We start from the raw sequence: 17,281 nt of genomic DNA on the forward strand, positions 1-17,281 counted from the left end.
AACAAGTTCAGGGTGACTTTTTATTAAGTTGTACAGACCCTGAAACAAGTTCAGGGTGACGTTTGCTAAGCGGCAAAGCGCTCTAAATTGATATAATCTTTAATGTACAACGGAATCACTTCCCTGTATTTGGCTGCCACCTCCTTAAATTGCGAAATGGTAAGCGTCGGGTTTGTTTGTAATGCATGAAAGTCTTTGGCTTCTATTATTTTCCTTATCTCGCCATCAACAATATATGCTTTAAAGAAATATTTTAACGACCGCAAATTTACATTTTCTTCGGGTGGATAAATTGAAATGAATTTGTCGAATTCTTCTTCCAATAATTCGTCTTTCGATTTAAATTTTGGAATAATACCAAATACCTTTTCCACCATTTCCCTTATGGACACTTTACGGTCAATCTTTGCAGCTTTTCGTAATTTTTCGAGGTTAAAGTATTCTTCGGGTTTATCGAAAATTTCGTTTTGAATATGCGAAACAACTTGTTCCCAATTGCCCAATACCACATTCTTTTTAATGATATCGTCCATTACAATGCGGTCCTCGAACTTCTTAAACAACATACGGTCGATTTTCATTCCTTCGTACCCGATTTGTTGCTCTTTTAAAACGGCCAATGGGTCGGGTCGGAAACTGGTATATTTGTCGATATCAATACCACCGTCACTGCCTTCGCCCTTACCATTTCGGGGTTTAGGTAGTTTTAGTTTTTCATCGTAATCAAACTTTTCTTCAAAATATTCGCAATTGGCAAAGAAATCAAAGAGTTTAAAAAACTCCTTTTCGTGTTTTAGCTGTTCTTCCTCTCCTAAATCGTTTTTATGTTTGAATTCAAAGGTATTTTTGCGGGTACCACGCCCTTTAATCTGAACAAAATCGGAAGGACTGAAAATAGGACGCATCATGCAAAGGTTCAACAAATCGGGACAATCGTAACCCGTTGTCATCATACCAACTGTTACACAAATGCGTGTTTTACCCGATTTATAGCCTTCTAACCATGAAGTTTTACCGTTTAGGTTGTTGTTGGTAAAATTGATGGTCATTTGCTGCGCATCACTCACTTGTGAAGTAACCTGTACCGCGAAATCGGAATTGTATTTATTCGGGAAAAGCTGTTCAGCAAATTCATTTAAAATTTCCGTAAGCTTTCTTGCATGGTTCTGACTAACTGCAAAGATGATTGTTTTACCAATCTCTTTAGTAATTGGGTCACGCAAGGCTTTTTCCAAAAATGTCTGGCAAAATACCCGATTGGTTTTCTCCGAAAAGAATTTGCGCTCAAAATCGCTGGAAACAAAGGTTTCGGTTTCTTCGCCTTCTTCTGAGGTAATTGCTACAGCATAGCCTCTATCGGAAAGCAATTGCGTAGTTATTTCGGTACGGGCATCTAATATTCGCGGATTAACCAGAAAGCCATCTTTAACTCCATCCAATAAAGAATACCGAAATGTAGGGTCGCCACCCTCGCAACCAAAAGTTGCATAAGTGTCGCGCAACATCCGGCGTTCAATTTCTCTAGGGTCGTTATCTTTAACTTTGTCCGAATCTATGCCTTTTAGATAGTCTTTTGGTGTGGCAGTTAAACCTAACTTGTAGCCATGAAAATATTCAAAAACTGCTCGTGCATTTCCGGAAATTGAACGATGAGATTCATCGGAAATAATCAAGTCAAAATCAGTTGGGGTAAATTGATTTCGGTATTTATTATCGAACATCAGCGATTGAATGGTTGTAACCAGAATATCTGCTTTGCGCCAATCGCTTTTATGTTCCTTAAAAATAAATGTTGTATAATCAGGTTTCAGATAATTAGTAAAAGCTTTCCAAGCCTGGTCTTCAAGCTCTAATCTATCTACAAGAAATAAAACTTTTCGTGCGTTTTTAGTTCTTAAAAATAATCGGATCACCGCAGCAGAAGTAAGTGTTTTACCTGTACCTGTAGCCATTTCAAAAAGAAAGCGGTCTTTTCCTTCTTCCACCGCTTCTTGTAAATGCTTAATTGCATTTAACTGATAGGGTCTTAGAAATCTGAGTCCATTTGTCCAAATAAAATCTTTACTTGCCGCAACACTGCCGTTCCAACCTGGCCGTTGAGCATAGTCTGGCATTTGAACAGTAACAATATAATCAATCTCAACAGGTTCCGTTGCTAATGATTTTCTGTCCGGATTCCATTCTTTAATGGCTCCAATTTCGTTTGGTGAAGGAAACTTATAAATAGGCTTGGGATTTCCTTTCTTCAGATTCCATAAGTAATGGACTATCCCATTAGAAAGAATAATAAATTGCGCCCCAACTGTATTTGCATATTTTCGGGCTTGTTCCTTTGCAACCAAAGGGTGTAAACTTTCTTTTTTTGCTTCGAGAACACAAATCGGTTTGTTGTCGGAATCTACAAGCAAGAAATCAAGCGACCCCGATTTTACTTTTTCATAATCGTTGCCCCAGGCATCAATCTCTTTTTGAGAAATTTTCACATGGTTTTCAAGCAGGATATTCGCCTTTTCTTCGTGATTATCGAAGAATCGCCAGCCAGCTTCTTCAAGCAGTTGGTTTATCTTTATGCGGGCATGGGCTTCGTTGTTCAACATTGAATCAAAAGTGTTATTCAATTTTTTGCAAGATACATTTTTAGTATTTGTATCGTGGGGTGTGCGGGCAAAAAAACAGCTTTTTTGGTTTTTAGAATTGGCTTTTGTGTCGGCAAAAACCAAATGTGCTGTTTGTGCGGCTGGCTTTTTACACTGATCGATAACGCCCAGCAATATGCGCAGTGCGGGAGTTCGCGGCCACTTCCTTATCCACCGTTACTGCCCTTGCCAGCGAGCAATGAACTTGCAATTTGCTCTGAAACCCGCATGATGTATACACTGTGTTGGCGGTTCGTGCTTTATTTTCATTCTATCAATAATATCGCTATTCTATTCATTTCTGCCGGATTATCTGAAACCACATTTATCTCTAATCCTAAGTTTCTAACAGTTTGATAAACATCCACAGCGAAACTCTCTGGACTCGGTCTTGATTTTGTTTTATCCTTGCAATCTAATCTGTTTTTTGAACAATCTTTGCACAGAGAACAACATGTTTGATTAAGTAAAAAAACTTTCTGAAATCCAGTTAGAAAAACCTCACGCTCAATATCCAATAATTTATTAGTCATTTCTCTTGACCAATCTGATGGATAAGAGGTTTTATCGGCATATTTGTTTAATCTTATAACCAATCCACAATCATACTCCTTGAAAAAACTATCACAATCATTTACTGATGGAGTGTTTGGAGGACAAGTTCCTAATCCATAATCACTACATCCAAAACTACATTTCACTCTCACCCAATGGGCGACAACAATCTCTTTGGGATTTATCCACTTATAATCAGAGAATCCCTTTTCTGCTATGATTGTTTCAATTTTTTGTTTATTTATCATTTGAGAAATCTCATTTAAGACATGCTCAATCTAAGAAGGAAATACTGTACATCACAGATTTTCAACAAAGAAAACGGTTGCTTTTTCAGTTAGGACTTTACCTTTATGCTTATGCTCTGAACCATTTGGAATAAAGATAGCATCACCAGGCAAATAAACCTCTGTTACACTTTCAAACTCTATTTCCATGTTACCCTCAATTAAGAATCCATAATGTCCTTTTTCGCACCAATGTAATGGCATATTATTCGAGTATTCAACAAGTCTTAATCTAATACCATTCTGATCAAAATATTTATGTCTCACACCATTAATAGGTGATTCCCAAGATAGTTTGCTAAATTCCGATTTGTATTTATTCATATAATCCTAAAATTACTTATACAATTCTTTTGTCGACACAATTTAATATTCGAAGCGTCTCTTAGCATGACCGCCAACGCCCAGCAATATGCGCAGTGCGGGAGCTTTGAAAAGCCCTACTGTCAGAACTGCTGAAAGTGATAAAGTTGTACATAGCTCAAATATAGCAAAGCAACCCGTATTACGTATAATGCTTGTTGTGCCCTGTGCTATTTCAACAATTCGTTCACCTCTTTTTCAAGAATTGGCAAGTAACGACTAACAATCAACCATATAATATCCTCAGAAACGCTATCATAACCATGAATAATACGATTGCGTGTGTCAACAATCTTGCGGGAATCACTTATTGGAAAGGAAGGATTTATTTTTAAAATCCTATCCATGGCTTCTCCAATAATTTCTATATTTCTCTCAACAGCCTTCCGTGTTTTCAAATCTTTCTGGAAACTAATGAAATCCCTTTTAGCTGGGAGGAATTCATAAATTTCGGCAATTGATAATTCTATATCTTTGAGATACGCTTTAATATCATATTTTATATCGTCATTTTGCATAAATCAGATATTTCGAATTATCAATTTTCTGACGAACATAGGGATTTTTAATTGCTTTATTTTCTAATAAATCAATAGGTCTTTTAAATAAATCTTGAAGAGCAAATTTAAGATTGAAGTAATTATCTGCATATTCGATCGGGTCAACCGAATCAATATCAACAACTAAATCAATATCGCTTTTATCACTAAATCTATCAGTTAAAACAGACCCAAAAACATATAAGGATTTCACTTTGTTTTGTTGACAAAGATTTTTCAAGTTCATTAAATAATTATCCAGATACATTTGTTTAAGTTTCTCCAAAATTAATAAATCTATGTGATGTTTCAACTATATTCGCAGCATGGGGCACAACGGTTAATGGTAGGGTTTCGTGCGGGATTACGAAGCTGTTATCTATCAGTTTACACCGACCATTTTTTACGAGCCAAAAACGCCCGCAACCCGCTGTAGCCCGCATGCTCGCTATTGTGTGTTGTGTGCGGTTTTAATACGAATTCCTCTCTTATCTAAAACTGAAAAATTATTAAATAAATCACTAAAGTGTTTTTCAATAAATTGAGCAGCTAACTCAATTCTTTCAATGCGAGGTAATTCTCCTAGTCTAATTAATAAAATCCCTTTGTGTTCTAATTTTAAACGGTAGGTCTATTCTCCAAAATCTTTATCTTCAGTATTAAGCAAGCATTGGTTTTTAACTGCAATTGATAGTACTTCTTCGTCCTTTATCCCAAAACTTTCCTCTGCAATAGATTATACTATAATTCCTTTTTCCCTTAAAAGAAGAATTATTCCAAAATCAACGCTCTCATCAGCAACAATAGTCATTTTTAGGATGCTTTTGAGAATACAACTTCATTTTTGATAGAATCTGCCGCAAACAATAAACAAGCACTTATATCTTCCTTTTGTATTTTGGGATATGCTTCTATCAAATCCTCAATTGTATCACCTGATGCTAATTTTTCAAGAATCAAGTCTACTGGGATTCTTGTGTTTTTGATAACAGGTTTTCCATAAAGTTTTTCAGGAATTGATTCAATATGTAATGTCCAGTCTATCATTTTACTTTTTTCCCAAAGTTAATATCATTCTAATATAATTGCAACATACTCGATTTAATCGCACACAACGGTGGCGGTATGGTTAGTTACCGATTTCGAAGCACTTTACTATCAAGTTACAACTACTTTTGATACGAGCTGTGCCGCTCGAATACGCACTGCATAGGCAATTAACTATACCGCGTGTTACCGCCTGGTGTTTTTCCGTTTACCTTATTTTTTCTATTTTTTCTTTTGTAAAGTTTATCATGTCAAAATTTAATTGGACTTCAAAAGCATTGGTTCTTTCCTTACAATCTTCTCTTTTACAATTCTTACAGTATTTCTTAAAACATTCATCGGTATGCAAATTGAAAACAATATCTTCTTGGAAATTTGAAACTAATAAGTTCTTTAATTTTTCTCCTTCTTCATGAGCATCTGATAAATACAAATTCCAAGGTAAAACCAAATCACAATTTATATGATATACATTACCGTATTTAATAAGTCTAAAATTGTGGATATCAATCCATTCGTCAGGCTTATTGTTTTCAATTATTATTCCGAATTGCTCAATCAATTTAAAATCTGCTTCGTCCATTAGATGCGAAGAGGTTTCTTTAAGTATTTTCAAGCCAGTTATTACTATAATAGTCCCGAAAATCAAGGCTATCAAACTGTCTAACCATGCTAATTTTGTGTAGTACAACAAAACTAAACCAATCACTAAGCCAATTGATGAATAGGTATCGGAGTGTAAGTGTTTACCACCTGATATTAAGGCAATTGAATTATTCTTTTTGCCAACTTTTATGCTATACCAACCAATTAAATAATTCAACAATCCTGCAACAGCTACAATAATAATTCCGATATCTAATTGAGAAATTTCAGCTGGAACAAAAAGTCGTTTAATTGCTTCAAAAATGATAATTAAACCTGCGATTATTATTAAAAAACCCTCGACTGATGCAGATAAAAACTCGGCTTTCCCATGACCGAACGGATGGTCTTCGTCTTTAGGTTTTAATGAAACATAAACAGCGTACAAAGTAATAAATCCAGTTGTCACATTTACTGTACTTTCAAGAGCATCTGTTAATATACCTACTGAATTGGTCAAAAAGTAGGCGATTAATTTTCCTATAAAAATTAGAACTGATGAAATTGCAATAATTCGTTGAACTTTAAATTTCAGATTTTTATTAACTGTCTCCATATTTCGTTTTACCATACCAATATTCTATAAATATCTTCTTACTTTTTCTTTGTAACTAATGTAGTTAGTTCCAAATCTACTTTCTAAAAACCTTTCTTCACCAAGAATAATTAAATGATAAACAAATATGCTGTAGATTCCTAATATAATAGTCCATGGGCTTAAGAAATGAATAATCGAAGAAAGAGTAATTAAATTGAAACCGACATACATAGGATTTCGACTAAATTTGTACAATCCTTTTGTTTTGAAATGGGTTGTTTCATTTGGTAATCCTAAGCGAGTTGAATTTCCCAGATTAATCAAACTAATTACTGTAAACGTTAATCCAGCAATTATTAACACTACAGAAAATGCTCTATTAAAATAAAAGTCATTTACTTCAACTGTTTCTATATTGATAAAACTAAGTACTAAAAATATCCATGTGAGATAACCAGAAATCTTTCCAGTATAAAACAATAATGGATTGATCGTTGCTTTACCTATGATATTCATTGTATTATTCTTTTTCATTTTCTTCTTCATGATGTTCAATTTTATTATCGTTAGAGCTTTTATTTTGACCCTCTAATTTATAACCATAATAAAACATGAAGAATGGAATTATTAACCAAAATATATTGTATAACTTTTGGAAATTATTTGGTTTTGAGTTTTCACCTTCAACATTTTTAAATCCAGTAAATATTGAATTGATTGCTTTTAACTTGTTATGAAAAATTAAATCAGTTGTTAATCCAACTATATGTATTACAACTAAAAATAAAAATAAATTTGCCAAAATCTCATGGGTTTCTTCGAGTAATTCTTTGTTAAAACCGACAACAAATAAACCTGCACTTTCATTTGAATAGAGTAAGTATCCAGAAATGCTGCAAAATAAGCCTACGATAAAAATCAATAACATAACTATAGAGGCTGCCGGATTATGTCCTATGTACGCTTTATCTTTATTGAAGTAATTTTGCACAAACTTGATTTGATTTTTTATATGTATAGGAAAATCCTTAAAGTTAGCATATTTAGGGCCGAAAAGACCATAGAAAAGACGGAACAATACTAAAGCTCCAACAAAAAGTCCGAATGCATAATGTAAATTTTCGTAGCTATCAAAATCACCCAAAATGTAAGCGGCAGTGAATCCAATGGCTAATAACCAGTGAAAAAATCTAATCGATATTGTCCATACTTTTGTTCTCATATTTTTTCTTTTTTATTGATGTTCAAAGTATAATTATAGTATACGTTCTATTTACACTTTTCTCACACTTGGCGGTAACATATAATATCAGCAACTTACACAATTTATATCAAACCAGAAAACCTTGTCGGTTTTGTGGAACATATGCCCGTAAAGTTAGCCGCTAGATCCTATGCAGCCTCCCAGCCTCTTTTTCCCTTCCTCAAAAAAAATAAGCTATTGGCCGGTGAATAACTTGTTCGTTTTTTTTGGTGCCTCAAGCCTTCAATTCAAACAAATCTGCGGGCTAAAGTTTACAAATCTCAGGTAATTGTAATTGAACCAATGTAGTCTGGTAAAAATCTCGACAGTTGGGCTAAAGCCCTTAATCAGTGCAGCATCAATTACCCCTGGCTAAAGCCAGGGGCAATAAAATAAAACAAAATCATTTTTAGCAATTTTTGGGACAATAATACATTTAACCCTAAGCACTTCTAAATTTTGCCTAAGCACTTTGCCTTATAGCAAGAGGAATTTTTCATATAGTTCGAGGGCTTTTGCATTTTTTAAAAGTGCTTTTACATTTAGCCAAAGGGTTTTTATATTTTGCCTCCGCGCTTTTACAAACAGCCAAAGGGTTTTTATATTTTGCCTCCGCGTTTTAACAAAAAGTCAAAGGGTTTTTACATTCTGCCTCCGCGCTTTTACAAATAGCCAGAGGGTTTTTACATTCTGCCTCCGCGCTTTTACAAATAGCCAGAGGGTTTTTACCAGCAACCTCACAAGGGCAGGCACAGCGCATAAACCCAATAATACAGGCCATCAGCAGGGTTTATCCAAAGAGCCTGCCCTCTTTTCATCCCTCGCAAAATAAATTAAAAGGCACATACGTGTTTCAGTCCTCAGGTTTGTCTTTTGGGTGTAGACGATTTACAATTAACAAGTCATCAACCAAATAACAAGTGTCATGAAAAAACTAATTCTCACCAGCAGCTACTTGTTGCTATGCACCGCTATCCTGTTTGGAGCAGGAGCAGACAAACGAAACCAAAGCCAGCAAAACGACACGTCAAGTTTCGTTGAAATCGAAGGTAAAATTGTCGACAGCAAAACGGCAGCCCCAATTGTCTTTGCTAGCGCTGTGGTTACCGGAACAAGTATTTCGACCGTCTCGAACAACGATGGCGAATTTATTCTGAAAGTGCCTAAAAGCAAATCAACCGGGAGTATTTCTTTTACTCACCTGGGTTATGAAAATGCGGTAGTAGCCATTGCCGAGCTCAACGGCGGAAAAAACCACATCAAACTAAAAGCAGTGTCGGTGCTTATCGACGAGGTGGTTATCCGCAAAATCGATCCGAAGAACCTCATCATTGCAGCCCTCGACAAGGTGAAAGACAACTACAACACCAATCCCGAAATGCAAACCGGCTTTTACCGCGAAACAGTGCGTCAAAACAAGAAGTATGTAGCAGTGGCCGAAGCAGTGGTGGACATGTACCGCAGCGGTTACCGTACCTCGTTCGACAGCGACAGAATGAAAATTTACAAAGGCCGCAAAAGCCAGGATGTCAAAAAAATGGATACCCTGCTGGTCAAACTTCAGGGAGGGCCCAGAACCAGTCTTTTACTCGACCTTGTAAAAAACCCGGGCGACTTGCTCGACCCCGAAATGCTCGATTATTACGAGTTTAAACTGAGTGGAATTATCTCCATCGACAACCGCGAAACTTATGTGGTTTCTTTCGACCAGCTACCCGGTGTTGAAATGCCACTTTATAAAGGAAATGCTTACATCGATGCAGAAACCAATGCCTTTGCCGGATTCGATTTCGCCCTGAGCGAGAGGGGTATAAAATATGCATCAGAAGTGCTGGTACGAAAAAAACCATCGGACCTGAATGTAACCATCAACAATGCCCATTACCTGGTGCGCTTCCGTAAAGATACCGAAAGCTGGTGCCTGAACTATGTGCGCTCCGAACTGGACATGACTACCAAATGGAAAAGGAACCTATTCAAATCAGATTATGCCCTGATGCTTGAAATGGCCGTCACAGACCGCGATTTGCAGCAGATTGAAAAATTCACAGGAAAAGAATCTGTTAAGATGGACGATGTATTTACCGACCAGGTAAGCTCATTCGAAGATCCCAACTTCTGGGGCGATTATAACACCATCAAGCCCGATGAATCGATAGAGGTAGCTATTGAAAAACTCAACACCAAGCTCAAAAGGCGCAATTAAATTTAATTTCCTACGCTGATTTTTTATATTCACTGTCTTCGGAGCTTTAGCACCGAAGACAGTGTTTTTTTATGAATTGACTGATTGATTTAGGGCAGACTGGAGAAATAGCTTGTAATAAACCGATAGTAATTAAGAATCCGGATGCCGCAGCTGAAAACATTAAAATTAGTTATTCGGAATACTCAAAATCACACCTTGCCCGTCGCCCATCATGTAGGTGGGCAATTTACCATCCCACTTGTTAATCCATTCGAGCTGAATAATCTTAGGGTTCTGGCTAAGAGAATTACCTTTTATTTGCAGAGCCTTCGCTTCACCTTCTGCCTTTTGTATGGCAATGTTCTTTTCAATTTCAGCCTGCTTCAACTGCTCTTCTTTTTGTTTGGTAACTTCCACAAGACGCATAACCTCCTGTTCGGCCAGTTTTTTGGCGTTGATGGCGGTTTCGTATTCGGGATTGTAATACACTTCGCGCAAATCAATCTGGTCGAGAATAAGTTTGTAGGTCAATATTTCCTTTTTCATTCGGTCCACAACGCCTTCCTGTATTTCTTCACGTTTGGTACTGTAAACCTCAATGGGTGTGTAATTCGATACAGTAAGAGCAAGTGCCGACTTCAGCTTGGTTCTGATAACGTTATCTTCGAGCCATAAATAACGACCCGAATTACCCCCGTCGTTTTCGGTTACATTCTGGTATTTCCAACTGGCCTCATCGGGTGTAATCCGCCACGAAACCGAAACATCGAAACCTACTTTGATACCGTCCTTAGTAGGCGCCCAGATCGCATCGGCATTGGGTTGCGAACCCTCGTTGGTAGCATTGGCACAAGTATATACCCATACTGTTTTATCCATTTTATGCACTGTGTTCCAAGGTGCCACCAGGTGCCATCCGGTATGCAGCTCTTCGTTTCGTACACCGGAGGGTGTTACAAGCACACCCACTTGCTGGGCATCGATAAGTACAATCATCGACAGCAGAATGACCAGAGAGAAACCCCCTGCCAGGGCTGCCATAAATGCAGGAAGTTTAAGCTTTGAAGTGAAAGTCGTTTTGTCCCCGGATTTGTTAATAAGCATCACAACCAGCCCTGCAATGCCATAAAGTAAGATGATCCAACTGATAAATTTTAAGAATGTCATAGGTATTTAATTTAGTGGATATTCTTGCAATTTAGCAATTCCCGGCAAAAAAACCAGAACAAAACCACCATCATGCAGACAAGGGAAAATGAAGATTGATAAAAACTTATTCGCAATGGAAATTGTTACTTTTTTAAACAAAAAAACAGTTATGCAAACACGCAAACAAGTTTCAAAAGCAGGCATTGTAGGAGCTGTGGCCGGAGCTGCGGTATCGACAAAAATCTATTCCAAAAACGATACTGCGGTGGATAAGGCAATAAAAACAGGTACTTCGGCAGGAATTGGTTATCTGCTGGGTTCCTTTTTGGAGCGCCTCTTCAATAATTATTCAAGAAAAAAACAGGGTCAGGAAAATTGAATTTTTGACTAACTCCCTGATACCTCCTCAAAACAATCCTCTTCTTTGAAAATACTCTCCAGGCAACTTCCTGCTCCCCGAAAATTATGTATGCGGATTGAAATCGCTTGATGTGATAAGCTTAATTTTGGGACCACCCAGCAAATGAATGCAATCGGCAAGGGCATAGACCACGGCTTCGAGGCATTGGTGAATCGCTGCAGGCTTTCCGGGCAGATTGATAATCAGGCAGCTTCCTCTTATTCCTGCCGTTTGGCGAGATAGAATGGCAGTGGGCACAGTTTTCATGCTTTCGGCACGCATTCGTTCGCCAAAACCTGGCAACATTCTGCTGCATACAGCCATAGTGGCTTCAGGAGTTACATCACGGTCGGTTGGCCCGGTGCCACCCGTAGTCACCACCAGGTGACAGGCTTTTTTATCGGCAAGTTGAATGAGTCCGTATTTAATGTCATTTAACTCATCCGGCGTCAGCAAATATTCAAAAACACAGGAAGTCTGAAAGACATTGTTGAAATAGCTTTCGATGGCTTTGCCCGAAACATCGCTGTATATGCCTGCACTTGCCCTATCGGAGGCAGTAAGAATTCCAATTACCACTTGTGAGTCTTTCATCTTTATCGTGCTGCTATTTTATGAAAAAACAAAACCTCCGTGGTGAGATAAATCACTAAGAGGCACTCCCAGCCTTTCAAGTATTCTTAGTATATTAAGGCTTTATTTTTCTATTCACCAAGTCAGAAGGTATGGCGCATAAAGGTAATAAAAAGAAAAAGGCTTTTGAATTCATGCTTGGCAATTCGTTAACCATTAGCAATGTGAATTCAGTTTATGCAGAGATTATGGAAAAATACGACGAACACGGACACCTTAAAATTAGGTCTGAAACTATCGAACAAATTGACCTTACAGGAATTCAGCTTATTGCTCATTTGCAACAACTTGGAGAGAACTTTAATGCAGAGTTTCACTTGAAATTTCATGAGAATACCCGCGATCTGCTTTCAAAATGTGGCTTCGAAAACGTAATACTTACTTAAAGGCATGAACAGCAAAAAGAGAATCCTGGTTTTTTCAGATTTCGACAGCATACGCCAGATTGTAGTAAAATCACTACAAAATAAAGCTTACACTGTGGTGGAAACCAAAACCTATGACGAAGCAGTGTTTCAGTTAAACGGCACCTCTTTTAGCCTGATTATAACCGATAACGATGTGAAAAACAAAGCAGGTATCAAACTTATCGAATACCTGCGCGGACTTAGCAGCTATTTATATACTCCGGTCATGCTTTTTCACTCTTCGAACCAGCAACAAATAAGCGAAATGTACAGCGAATTAAAAATAGGTGCCTACCTCAACAAACCCTTCGAAATGGAGCGTTTCCATAGCATAGTAAGCCGTATGGCCTAATTTCAGAACCTAAACAATCAAAGATGAGTGTGAATAAAAAGGGAAATCAATACATCGAAGAATTGGAGTTGATATCAAACACTCTTCAATCGGAACTTTCTCTGCTTGGCCAAAATCAAGACAAGTCAATTATCACAAGTATCTATTCGCATTGCCATAAAATAACTGAGTTAGCCGGAATTTATGGACTCAACAGTATATCGGGGCTTTTTGGCATCTTTGAACAGGGGCTGGTAAACACAAAAGAATCCTCACCCACCCTGAACCAAGCCCAAAAGAACCTGATATCAGCAGCTATTGAAATTACACCTCAGATACTTCAAGATCTCTCGTTAAAAAACCAAACCCTTAAAAACAGATACACTCAGCTGAAAAAAGAAATCGGAGAAGCTTTTAGCGCCGACAAGAATGCAGCTGAAGAATCGGGCTTTGCCAACAAACGGTTTCAGGAGATTTTTATCGACGAAGCATTTGACCTTATAAACCAACTGGAAGAGAAATTATTGCAGCTCGAAAGCGAACCCAACGACCTGGTTTTGGTGGATAATATTTTCCGTATCATGCACACCCTAAAGGGCAATAGCAACATGTTTGGCTTTGAGCATCTCGGCGAAATAACCCACCACCTCGAGAATATTTACGATGCCATCAGGGGTCAGAAACTAACTGTAACCAGGACTATTCTGAACCTTACCTTGCAATGCATCGACCATTTCCGGAACCTTATCGAAGACAACGACCTGGCTAACCCTGCGAATTTAGCTGTTCAAACAGAAATTCTTGCAGAAATTGGAGCAATCCTTGCAAACAAGCAATCGCCTGCAGAAATTGCAAAAGATGTACATAATGCATCGGGCGATTTAAAGCTTTATTACCTGTTTTTTAAGCCACAACCCAATGTATTCGACGATGGTTCGAACCCGCTATACTACGTGTACGATTTGCATGAGCTGGGCAAATGTATCGTGCAAGGGGTAGTGGCTCCCTTGAACAATCCATATGAATTAAGCCCCGAAACCTGTTCTACCTGCTGGCATATACTCTTAACAACCGCAGTAACCAAAGAGGGAATTCTCGAGAACTTTATGTTCCTGCCCGATTCTAGTCAGCCGCAAATTGAATACCTGGGGATGGCCGATGCTGCCAGTAATCAGGAGATTATCAAGCTTTTTAACAAGAATAAAAAATCTTTTCAAAGTATTTCATCTCTTTTAATGGCCGAACATCACAAGCAAAATACAGAAATAAGTTCTGCTCACAACGAATTGCTGGATTCGAAAAAAGCAGGAGCTGCCGACTCGTCCATTGCCAGCATTCGGGTAGCCTCGGCAAAAGTAGACCAAATGATGAACCTGATCAGCGAGCTGGTTACCAAGCAAGCCGAACTGAGCATGCTTGCCAGCCAGCATAATATTCCACGACTACAGGAAGTGGCTGAAAATATCGAAAACATTTCGCGCGACTTAAGGGATAATGCTTTTAGTATTTCACTAATTCCGCTTGAAAAATCTGTACTGCGTTTCCAGCGGCTTGTAAGAGATGTGTCTACCAAATTCAATAAAAAAATCGATTTCATTGTAGAGGGAAAAGAAACAGAGATGGACAAAACCATCATCGAAAAAATTGTAGACCCCATCATGCACATATTGCGTAACAGCATCGACCATGGAATCGAAACTCCTGATGTGCGCAAAAAGATGGGAAAACCAGAAACCGGAACCATCGTTTTAAAAGCCTACCCATCGGGTGCCCATGTAATCATCGAAATTTCCGACGATGGTTCGGGCATTAACACCGAAAAAGTTCGCCAGGCCGCTGTGAAGCGTGGTTACCTGAGTGGGGCAGAAGAACTTACAACCGATGACATGCTGAAATTAATTCTTTCTCCAGGCTTTTCAACCGCAGAGAATGTGAGTGAAGTATCGGGCCGTGGAGTTGGAATGGATGTAGTAAACCAAAAGATAAGTGAAATACGCGGCGAACTCGAAATTCATACCGAGGCCGGTAAAGGAACAAACATTATCATAAAATTACCCTTAACCATTTCCATTATCGACTCACTTCTGGTAATGATCGGCAAAACCTATTACCTGTTACCCCTGGCCATAGTAGAAAGGTGCACCGAGGTCAAAACTCCAGTCATAACCGAATCTAAAACCCAGTACCTCGACATGAGCGGGGAATACATACCCTTTATTGACTTGCATAAAGAGTTTGGGATTGAAGAAGAACGTTTGGACTATCAGCGTCTTATCGTGTTTAAGCACCGCGGACAATATGTTTCGTTGGTTGTCGATCAGATTATTGGCAACCACCAGGCTGTGTTAAAACCATTGGGTAATGCATACCGGCGCCAGGAAATTATTTCCGGAGCCAGCATTCTCGGTAATGGCGAAGTAGCCCTGGTACTCGATGCCAGCAAGCTTGCCCAGGAGTTTACTCTACAGAGCGAAAACCTTGCGAATGAAATGCATAGGCGAAATGCACAATTCGTTTGAGCAACTGTTTGCATTTTGTACATTTGCAGAAAGTATAAACCCTATGGCCGAAGATTGGAAAGATCGATTGGGAATTGTGTTCTCTACTAATCCCGATCATAAATATACCCACCAGCAGAAAAAAGAAGATGAGACCCTCCCACCCCGGCAACAAAACCTTAGGGTGCAACTCGACCGTAAACAACGCAACGGAAAAAAGGTTACTCTTGTTTCCGGATTTATCGGATCAGAAGATGATTTAAAAGAATTGGGCAAACTGCTTAAAACGAAATGTGGCGTGGGTGGAACAGTAAAAGAGGGTGAAATAATGATCCAGGGCGATTTTCGCGATAAAGTGCTCGAAATCCTGACTAAACTGGAATACAAGGTAAAAAAATCGGGTGGTTAGCTTCTACTTCTAAGAAGAATCAGGCTTAAGGAAAGTCGTTCGGATTAATTTTTAAGCCCAGCCATTTTTCAAGTTTCCCGATCACCCTCTTTTGTTCTGAAGGCGACATATTGGCCATTCGGGCACTGGCATGGTCGGCATCCTTCAGTATTACCCACAGCGCATCGAGTTCTTTATTTTCCGGAATGGCTGTAGCGGTCCAGGTATCCATAGCTCCGTAGATGTAGATAAATCCGTCGCCCTTTTCCTGCAACCATTCATAGGCTTTCATAGAAAGGCTGCTATCGTATTCCGTTTCGATGCCCAGAGGAGGAAAAACAGCTCCCGGATAGGAAGGTGAATTAAGTACCCTGAGGTAGTTCCTGAGTGAATCGGTCTGGTAACCATAATAACCCATCTGCGTTGCTGCCTGGTAAAAATGCGAACCATAGTTTTCAATCTCCGAATCGGAAAAAAAATCAATGCCGGAGATATCCAACAGATGTACCAGTGTTTCGTCAATACTAGCCGATGAATCGGGAACATCTTTGCAATTGTACCCCCACTGCCAGAACGAAAAAGGGTATTCCAACACAGTATATTCAAAAGCCTTTTCAAAACCAAGGTAGGCAAAGCTTAAATCTGCGCCATAAGCATACCAGCGAAGCCTTTCGAGAGTCACCTCCCGATTTTGCAATATCCTTCTCTGCACATCCAACAGGCTTTTGCGGCAGTCATTTGATCCTATCGTATCAAGAAAATCATAGATACGTGCATCTTGCAGCGACAAATTAAAGGGTGCCACATAAGGAATACTTACTTCTACATCGTTGGGGTAAAAATAACGGTAATAAATGGTGGTCTGTCCACCCTTGCTTATGCCCGTGCTGATCCATTTCTGCGAATAAATTTGCTTAAAAAGCGAAACGATTTTATGCAAATCAGCGGTAACCTGCTCTAATGTAAGATAAGTATAATCGACACTCTCTGGCATGCTCCTGCCAAAGTAACGATGCTCCACAATTAACTGATTGGCATTTAATAACTCGCTGGGCTCTGAAAGATAATTGCGCGATTGGGCATATCCTTCGGTAACCAGTACTGTGGGTTGATCAAATCCACGGTGGGTAAGAAAAGCCCGCTGATAAAAATACCCTTGTTCGGGGTTTCTATGATCTATTGGTTGTTTAATGCGCAATTCAAAGGCTGCATCGGTCCCAAGGGGGGCTTCCATAGGTGTAAAAATCACATCGGGCAGCTCAAAAAGAGTTCCTTCTATCGACTTGTTTTGAGCCTTGGCAGAAGCAGACACCAAACAAATCAGAAGAAAAAATTTATAAAATAACCGTGTTCCTATTTTCACGCTGTAAAATTAAATTGTTATTGGAGCGGGTTAAGTAAAGCTAAAACTATTGTGAATTTAAACACAAAATC

General features: G+C 38.7%; 19 protein-coding genes. 6 read left to right on the forward strand and 13 right to left on the reverse strand.

The window, feature by feature from the left end:
• Positions 1-65: 65 nt before the first annotated feature.
• The 10 genes from IPM71_03110 to IPM71_03155 form a co-directional block, all read right to left on the reverse strand.
• A complete protein-coding gene (locus IPM71_03110; GenBank protein QQS52770.1) occupies positions 66-2,597 on the reverse strand; it encodes a DEAD/DEAH box helicase family protein in 2,532 nt (843 codons plus the stop codon).
• A gap of 305 nt (positions 2,598-2,902) precedes the next feature.
• Entirely contained in the window at positions 2,903-3,439 is a 537-nt protein-coding gene (locus tag IPM71_03115; GenBank protein ID QQS51732.1) for a DUF2284 domain-containing protein, read from the reverse strand.
• A 51-nt stretch (positions 3,440-3,490) separates the two neighbouring features.
• Positions 3,491-3,802 carry a hypothetical protein gene (locus IPM71_03120; GenBank protein ID QQS51733.1) on the reverse strand — a complete coding sequence of 104 codons (312 nt, stop codon included), beginning with the start codon at positions 3,800-3,802 and terminating at the stop codon, positions 3,491-3,493.
• A 209-nt stretch (positions 3,803-4,011) separates the two neighbouring features.
• On the reverse strand, positions 4,012-4,344 hold the full coding sequence (locus IPM71_03125) for a DUF86 domain-containing protein (GenBank protein ID QQS52771.1): 333 nt from the start codon (positions 4,342-4,344) through the stop codon (positions 4,012-4,014).
• Between the two features lie 4 nt (positions 4,345-4,348).
• On the reverse strand, positions 4,349-4,648 hold the full coding sequence (locus IPM71_03130) for a nucleotidyltransferase domain-containing protein (GenBank protein QQS51734.1): 300 nt from the start codon (positions 4,646-4,648) through the stop codon (positions 4,349-4,351).
• A 363-nt stretch (positions 4,649-5,011) separates the two neighbouring features.
• A complete protein-coding gene (locus IPM71_03135) occupies positions 5,012-5,113 on the reverse strand; it encodes a DUF5615 family PIN-like protein (GenBank protein ID QQS52772.1) in 102 nt (33 codons plus the stop codon).
• 80 nt (positions 5,114-5,193) lie between these two features.
• Positions 5,194-5,427, reverse strand: coding sequence for a DUF433 domain-containing protein (locus IPM71_03140; GenBank protein ID QQS51735.1), 234 nt, complete (start codon positions 5,425-5,427; stop codon positions 5,194-5,196).
• 208 nt (positions 5,428-5,635) lie between these two features.
• Positions 5,636-6,628 (reverse strand): cation transporter, encoded by a 993-nt coding sequence (locus tag IPM71_03145; protein QQS51736.1) that lies wholly within the window; start codon positions 6,626-6,628, stop codon positions 5,636-5,638.
• 24 nt (positions 6,629-6,652) lie between these two features.
• Positions 6,653-7,156 (reverse strand): isoprenylcysteine carboxylmethyltransferase family protein, encoded by a 504-nt coding sequence (locus IPM71_03150; GenBank protein ID QQS51737.1) that lies wholly within the window; start codon positions 7,154-7,156, stop codon positions 6,653-6,655.
• Positions 7,131-7,832: a cytochrome b/b6 domain-containing protein gene (locus IPM71_03155; protein QQS51738.1), complete on the reverse strand. Its 702-nt coding sequence runs from the start codon at positions 7,830-7,832 to the stop codon at positions 7,131-7,133. Before IPM71_03155 ends, IPM71_03150 begins: the two co-directional genes overlap by 26 nt.
• 946 nt (positions 7,833-8,778) lie before the next feature.
• Between IPM71_03155 and IPM71_03160 the strand changes: the two genes are divergently transcribed.
• Entirely contained in the window at positions 8,779-10,059 is a 1,281-nt protein-coding gene (locus IPM71_03160; protein ID QQS51739.1) for a carboxypeptidase-like regulatory domain-containing protein, read from the forward strand.
• Positions 10,060-10,227: 168 nt separating this feature from the next.
• On the opposite strand, the gene IPM71_03165 is transcribed toward IPM71_03160, so the two are convergent.
• Positions 10,228-11,208: a hypothetical protein gene (locus IPM71_03165; protein ID QQS51740.1), complete on the reverse strand. Its 981-nt coding sequence runs from the start codon at positions 11,206-11,208 to the stop codon at positions 10,228-10,230.
• Positions 11,209-11,359: 151 nt separating this feature from the next.
• Between IPM71_03165 and IPM71_03170 the strand changes: the two genes are divergently transcribed.
• Positions 11,360-11,569: a hypothetical protein gene (locus IPM71_03170; GenBank protein QQS51741.1), complete on the forward strand. Its 210-nt coding sequence runs from the start codon at positions 11,360-11,362 to the stop codon at positions 11,567-11,569.
• 84 nt (positions 11,570-11,653) lie between these two features.
• On the opposite strand, the gene mog is transcribed toward IPM71_03170, so the two are convergent.
• A complete protein-coding gene (gene mog, locus IPM71_03175; protein QQS51742.1) occupies positions 11,654-12,184 on the reverse strand; it encodes a molybdopterin adenylyltransferase in 531 nt (176 codons plus the stop codon).
• 131 nt (positions 12,185-12,315) lie between these two features.
• Here mog and IPM71_03180 point away from each other — a divergent pair, with 131 nt between their 5' ends.
• Genes IPM71_03180 through IPM71_03195 form a run of 4 tightly spaced genes read left to right on the forward strand, consistent with a single transcriptional unit; the run spans position 12,316 to position 15,868 of the window.
• Complete coding sequence (locus IPM71_03180; protein QQS51743.1) at positions 12,316-12,609, forward strand: hypothetical protein; 294 nt, start codon at positions 12,316-12,318, stop codon at positions 12,607-12,609.
• 4 nt (positions 12,610-12,613) lie between these two features.
• Complete coding sequence (locus IPM71_03185; GenBank protein QQS51744.1) at positions 12,614-12,982, forward strand: response regulator; 369 nt, start codon at positions 12,614-12,616, stop codon at positions 12,980-12,982.
• Between the two features lie 23 nt (positions 12,983-13,005).
• Complete coding sequence (locus tag IPM71_03190) at positions 13,006-15,480, forward strand: chemotaxis protein CheA (GenBank protein QQS51745.1); 2,475 nt, start codon at positions 13,006-13,008, stop codon at positions 15,478-15,480.
• A 43-nt stretch (positions 15,481-15,523) separates the two neighbouring features.
• Positions 15,524-15,868, forward strand: a complete 345-nt coding sequence (locus IPM71_03195; protein QQS52773.1) for a translation initiation factor — start codon at positions 15,524-15,526, stop codon at positions 15,866-15,868.
• Between the two features lie 25 nt (positions 15,869-15,893).
• On the opposite strand, the gene IPM71_03200 is transcribed toward IPM71_03195, so the two are convergent.
• Positions 15,894-17,210: a hypothetical protein gene (locus tag IPM71_03200; protein ID QQS51746.1), complete on the reverse strand. Its 1,317-nt coding sequence runs from the start codon at positions 17,208-17,210 to the stop codon at positions 15,894-15,896.
• Between the last annotated feature and the right edge of the window lie 71 nt (positions 17,211-17,281).

This window comes from Bacteroidota bacterium (assembly GCA_016699695.1).
Taxonomy (GTDB): Bacteria; Bacteroidota; Bacteroidia; order Bacteroidales; family UBA10428; genus UBA10428.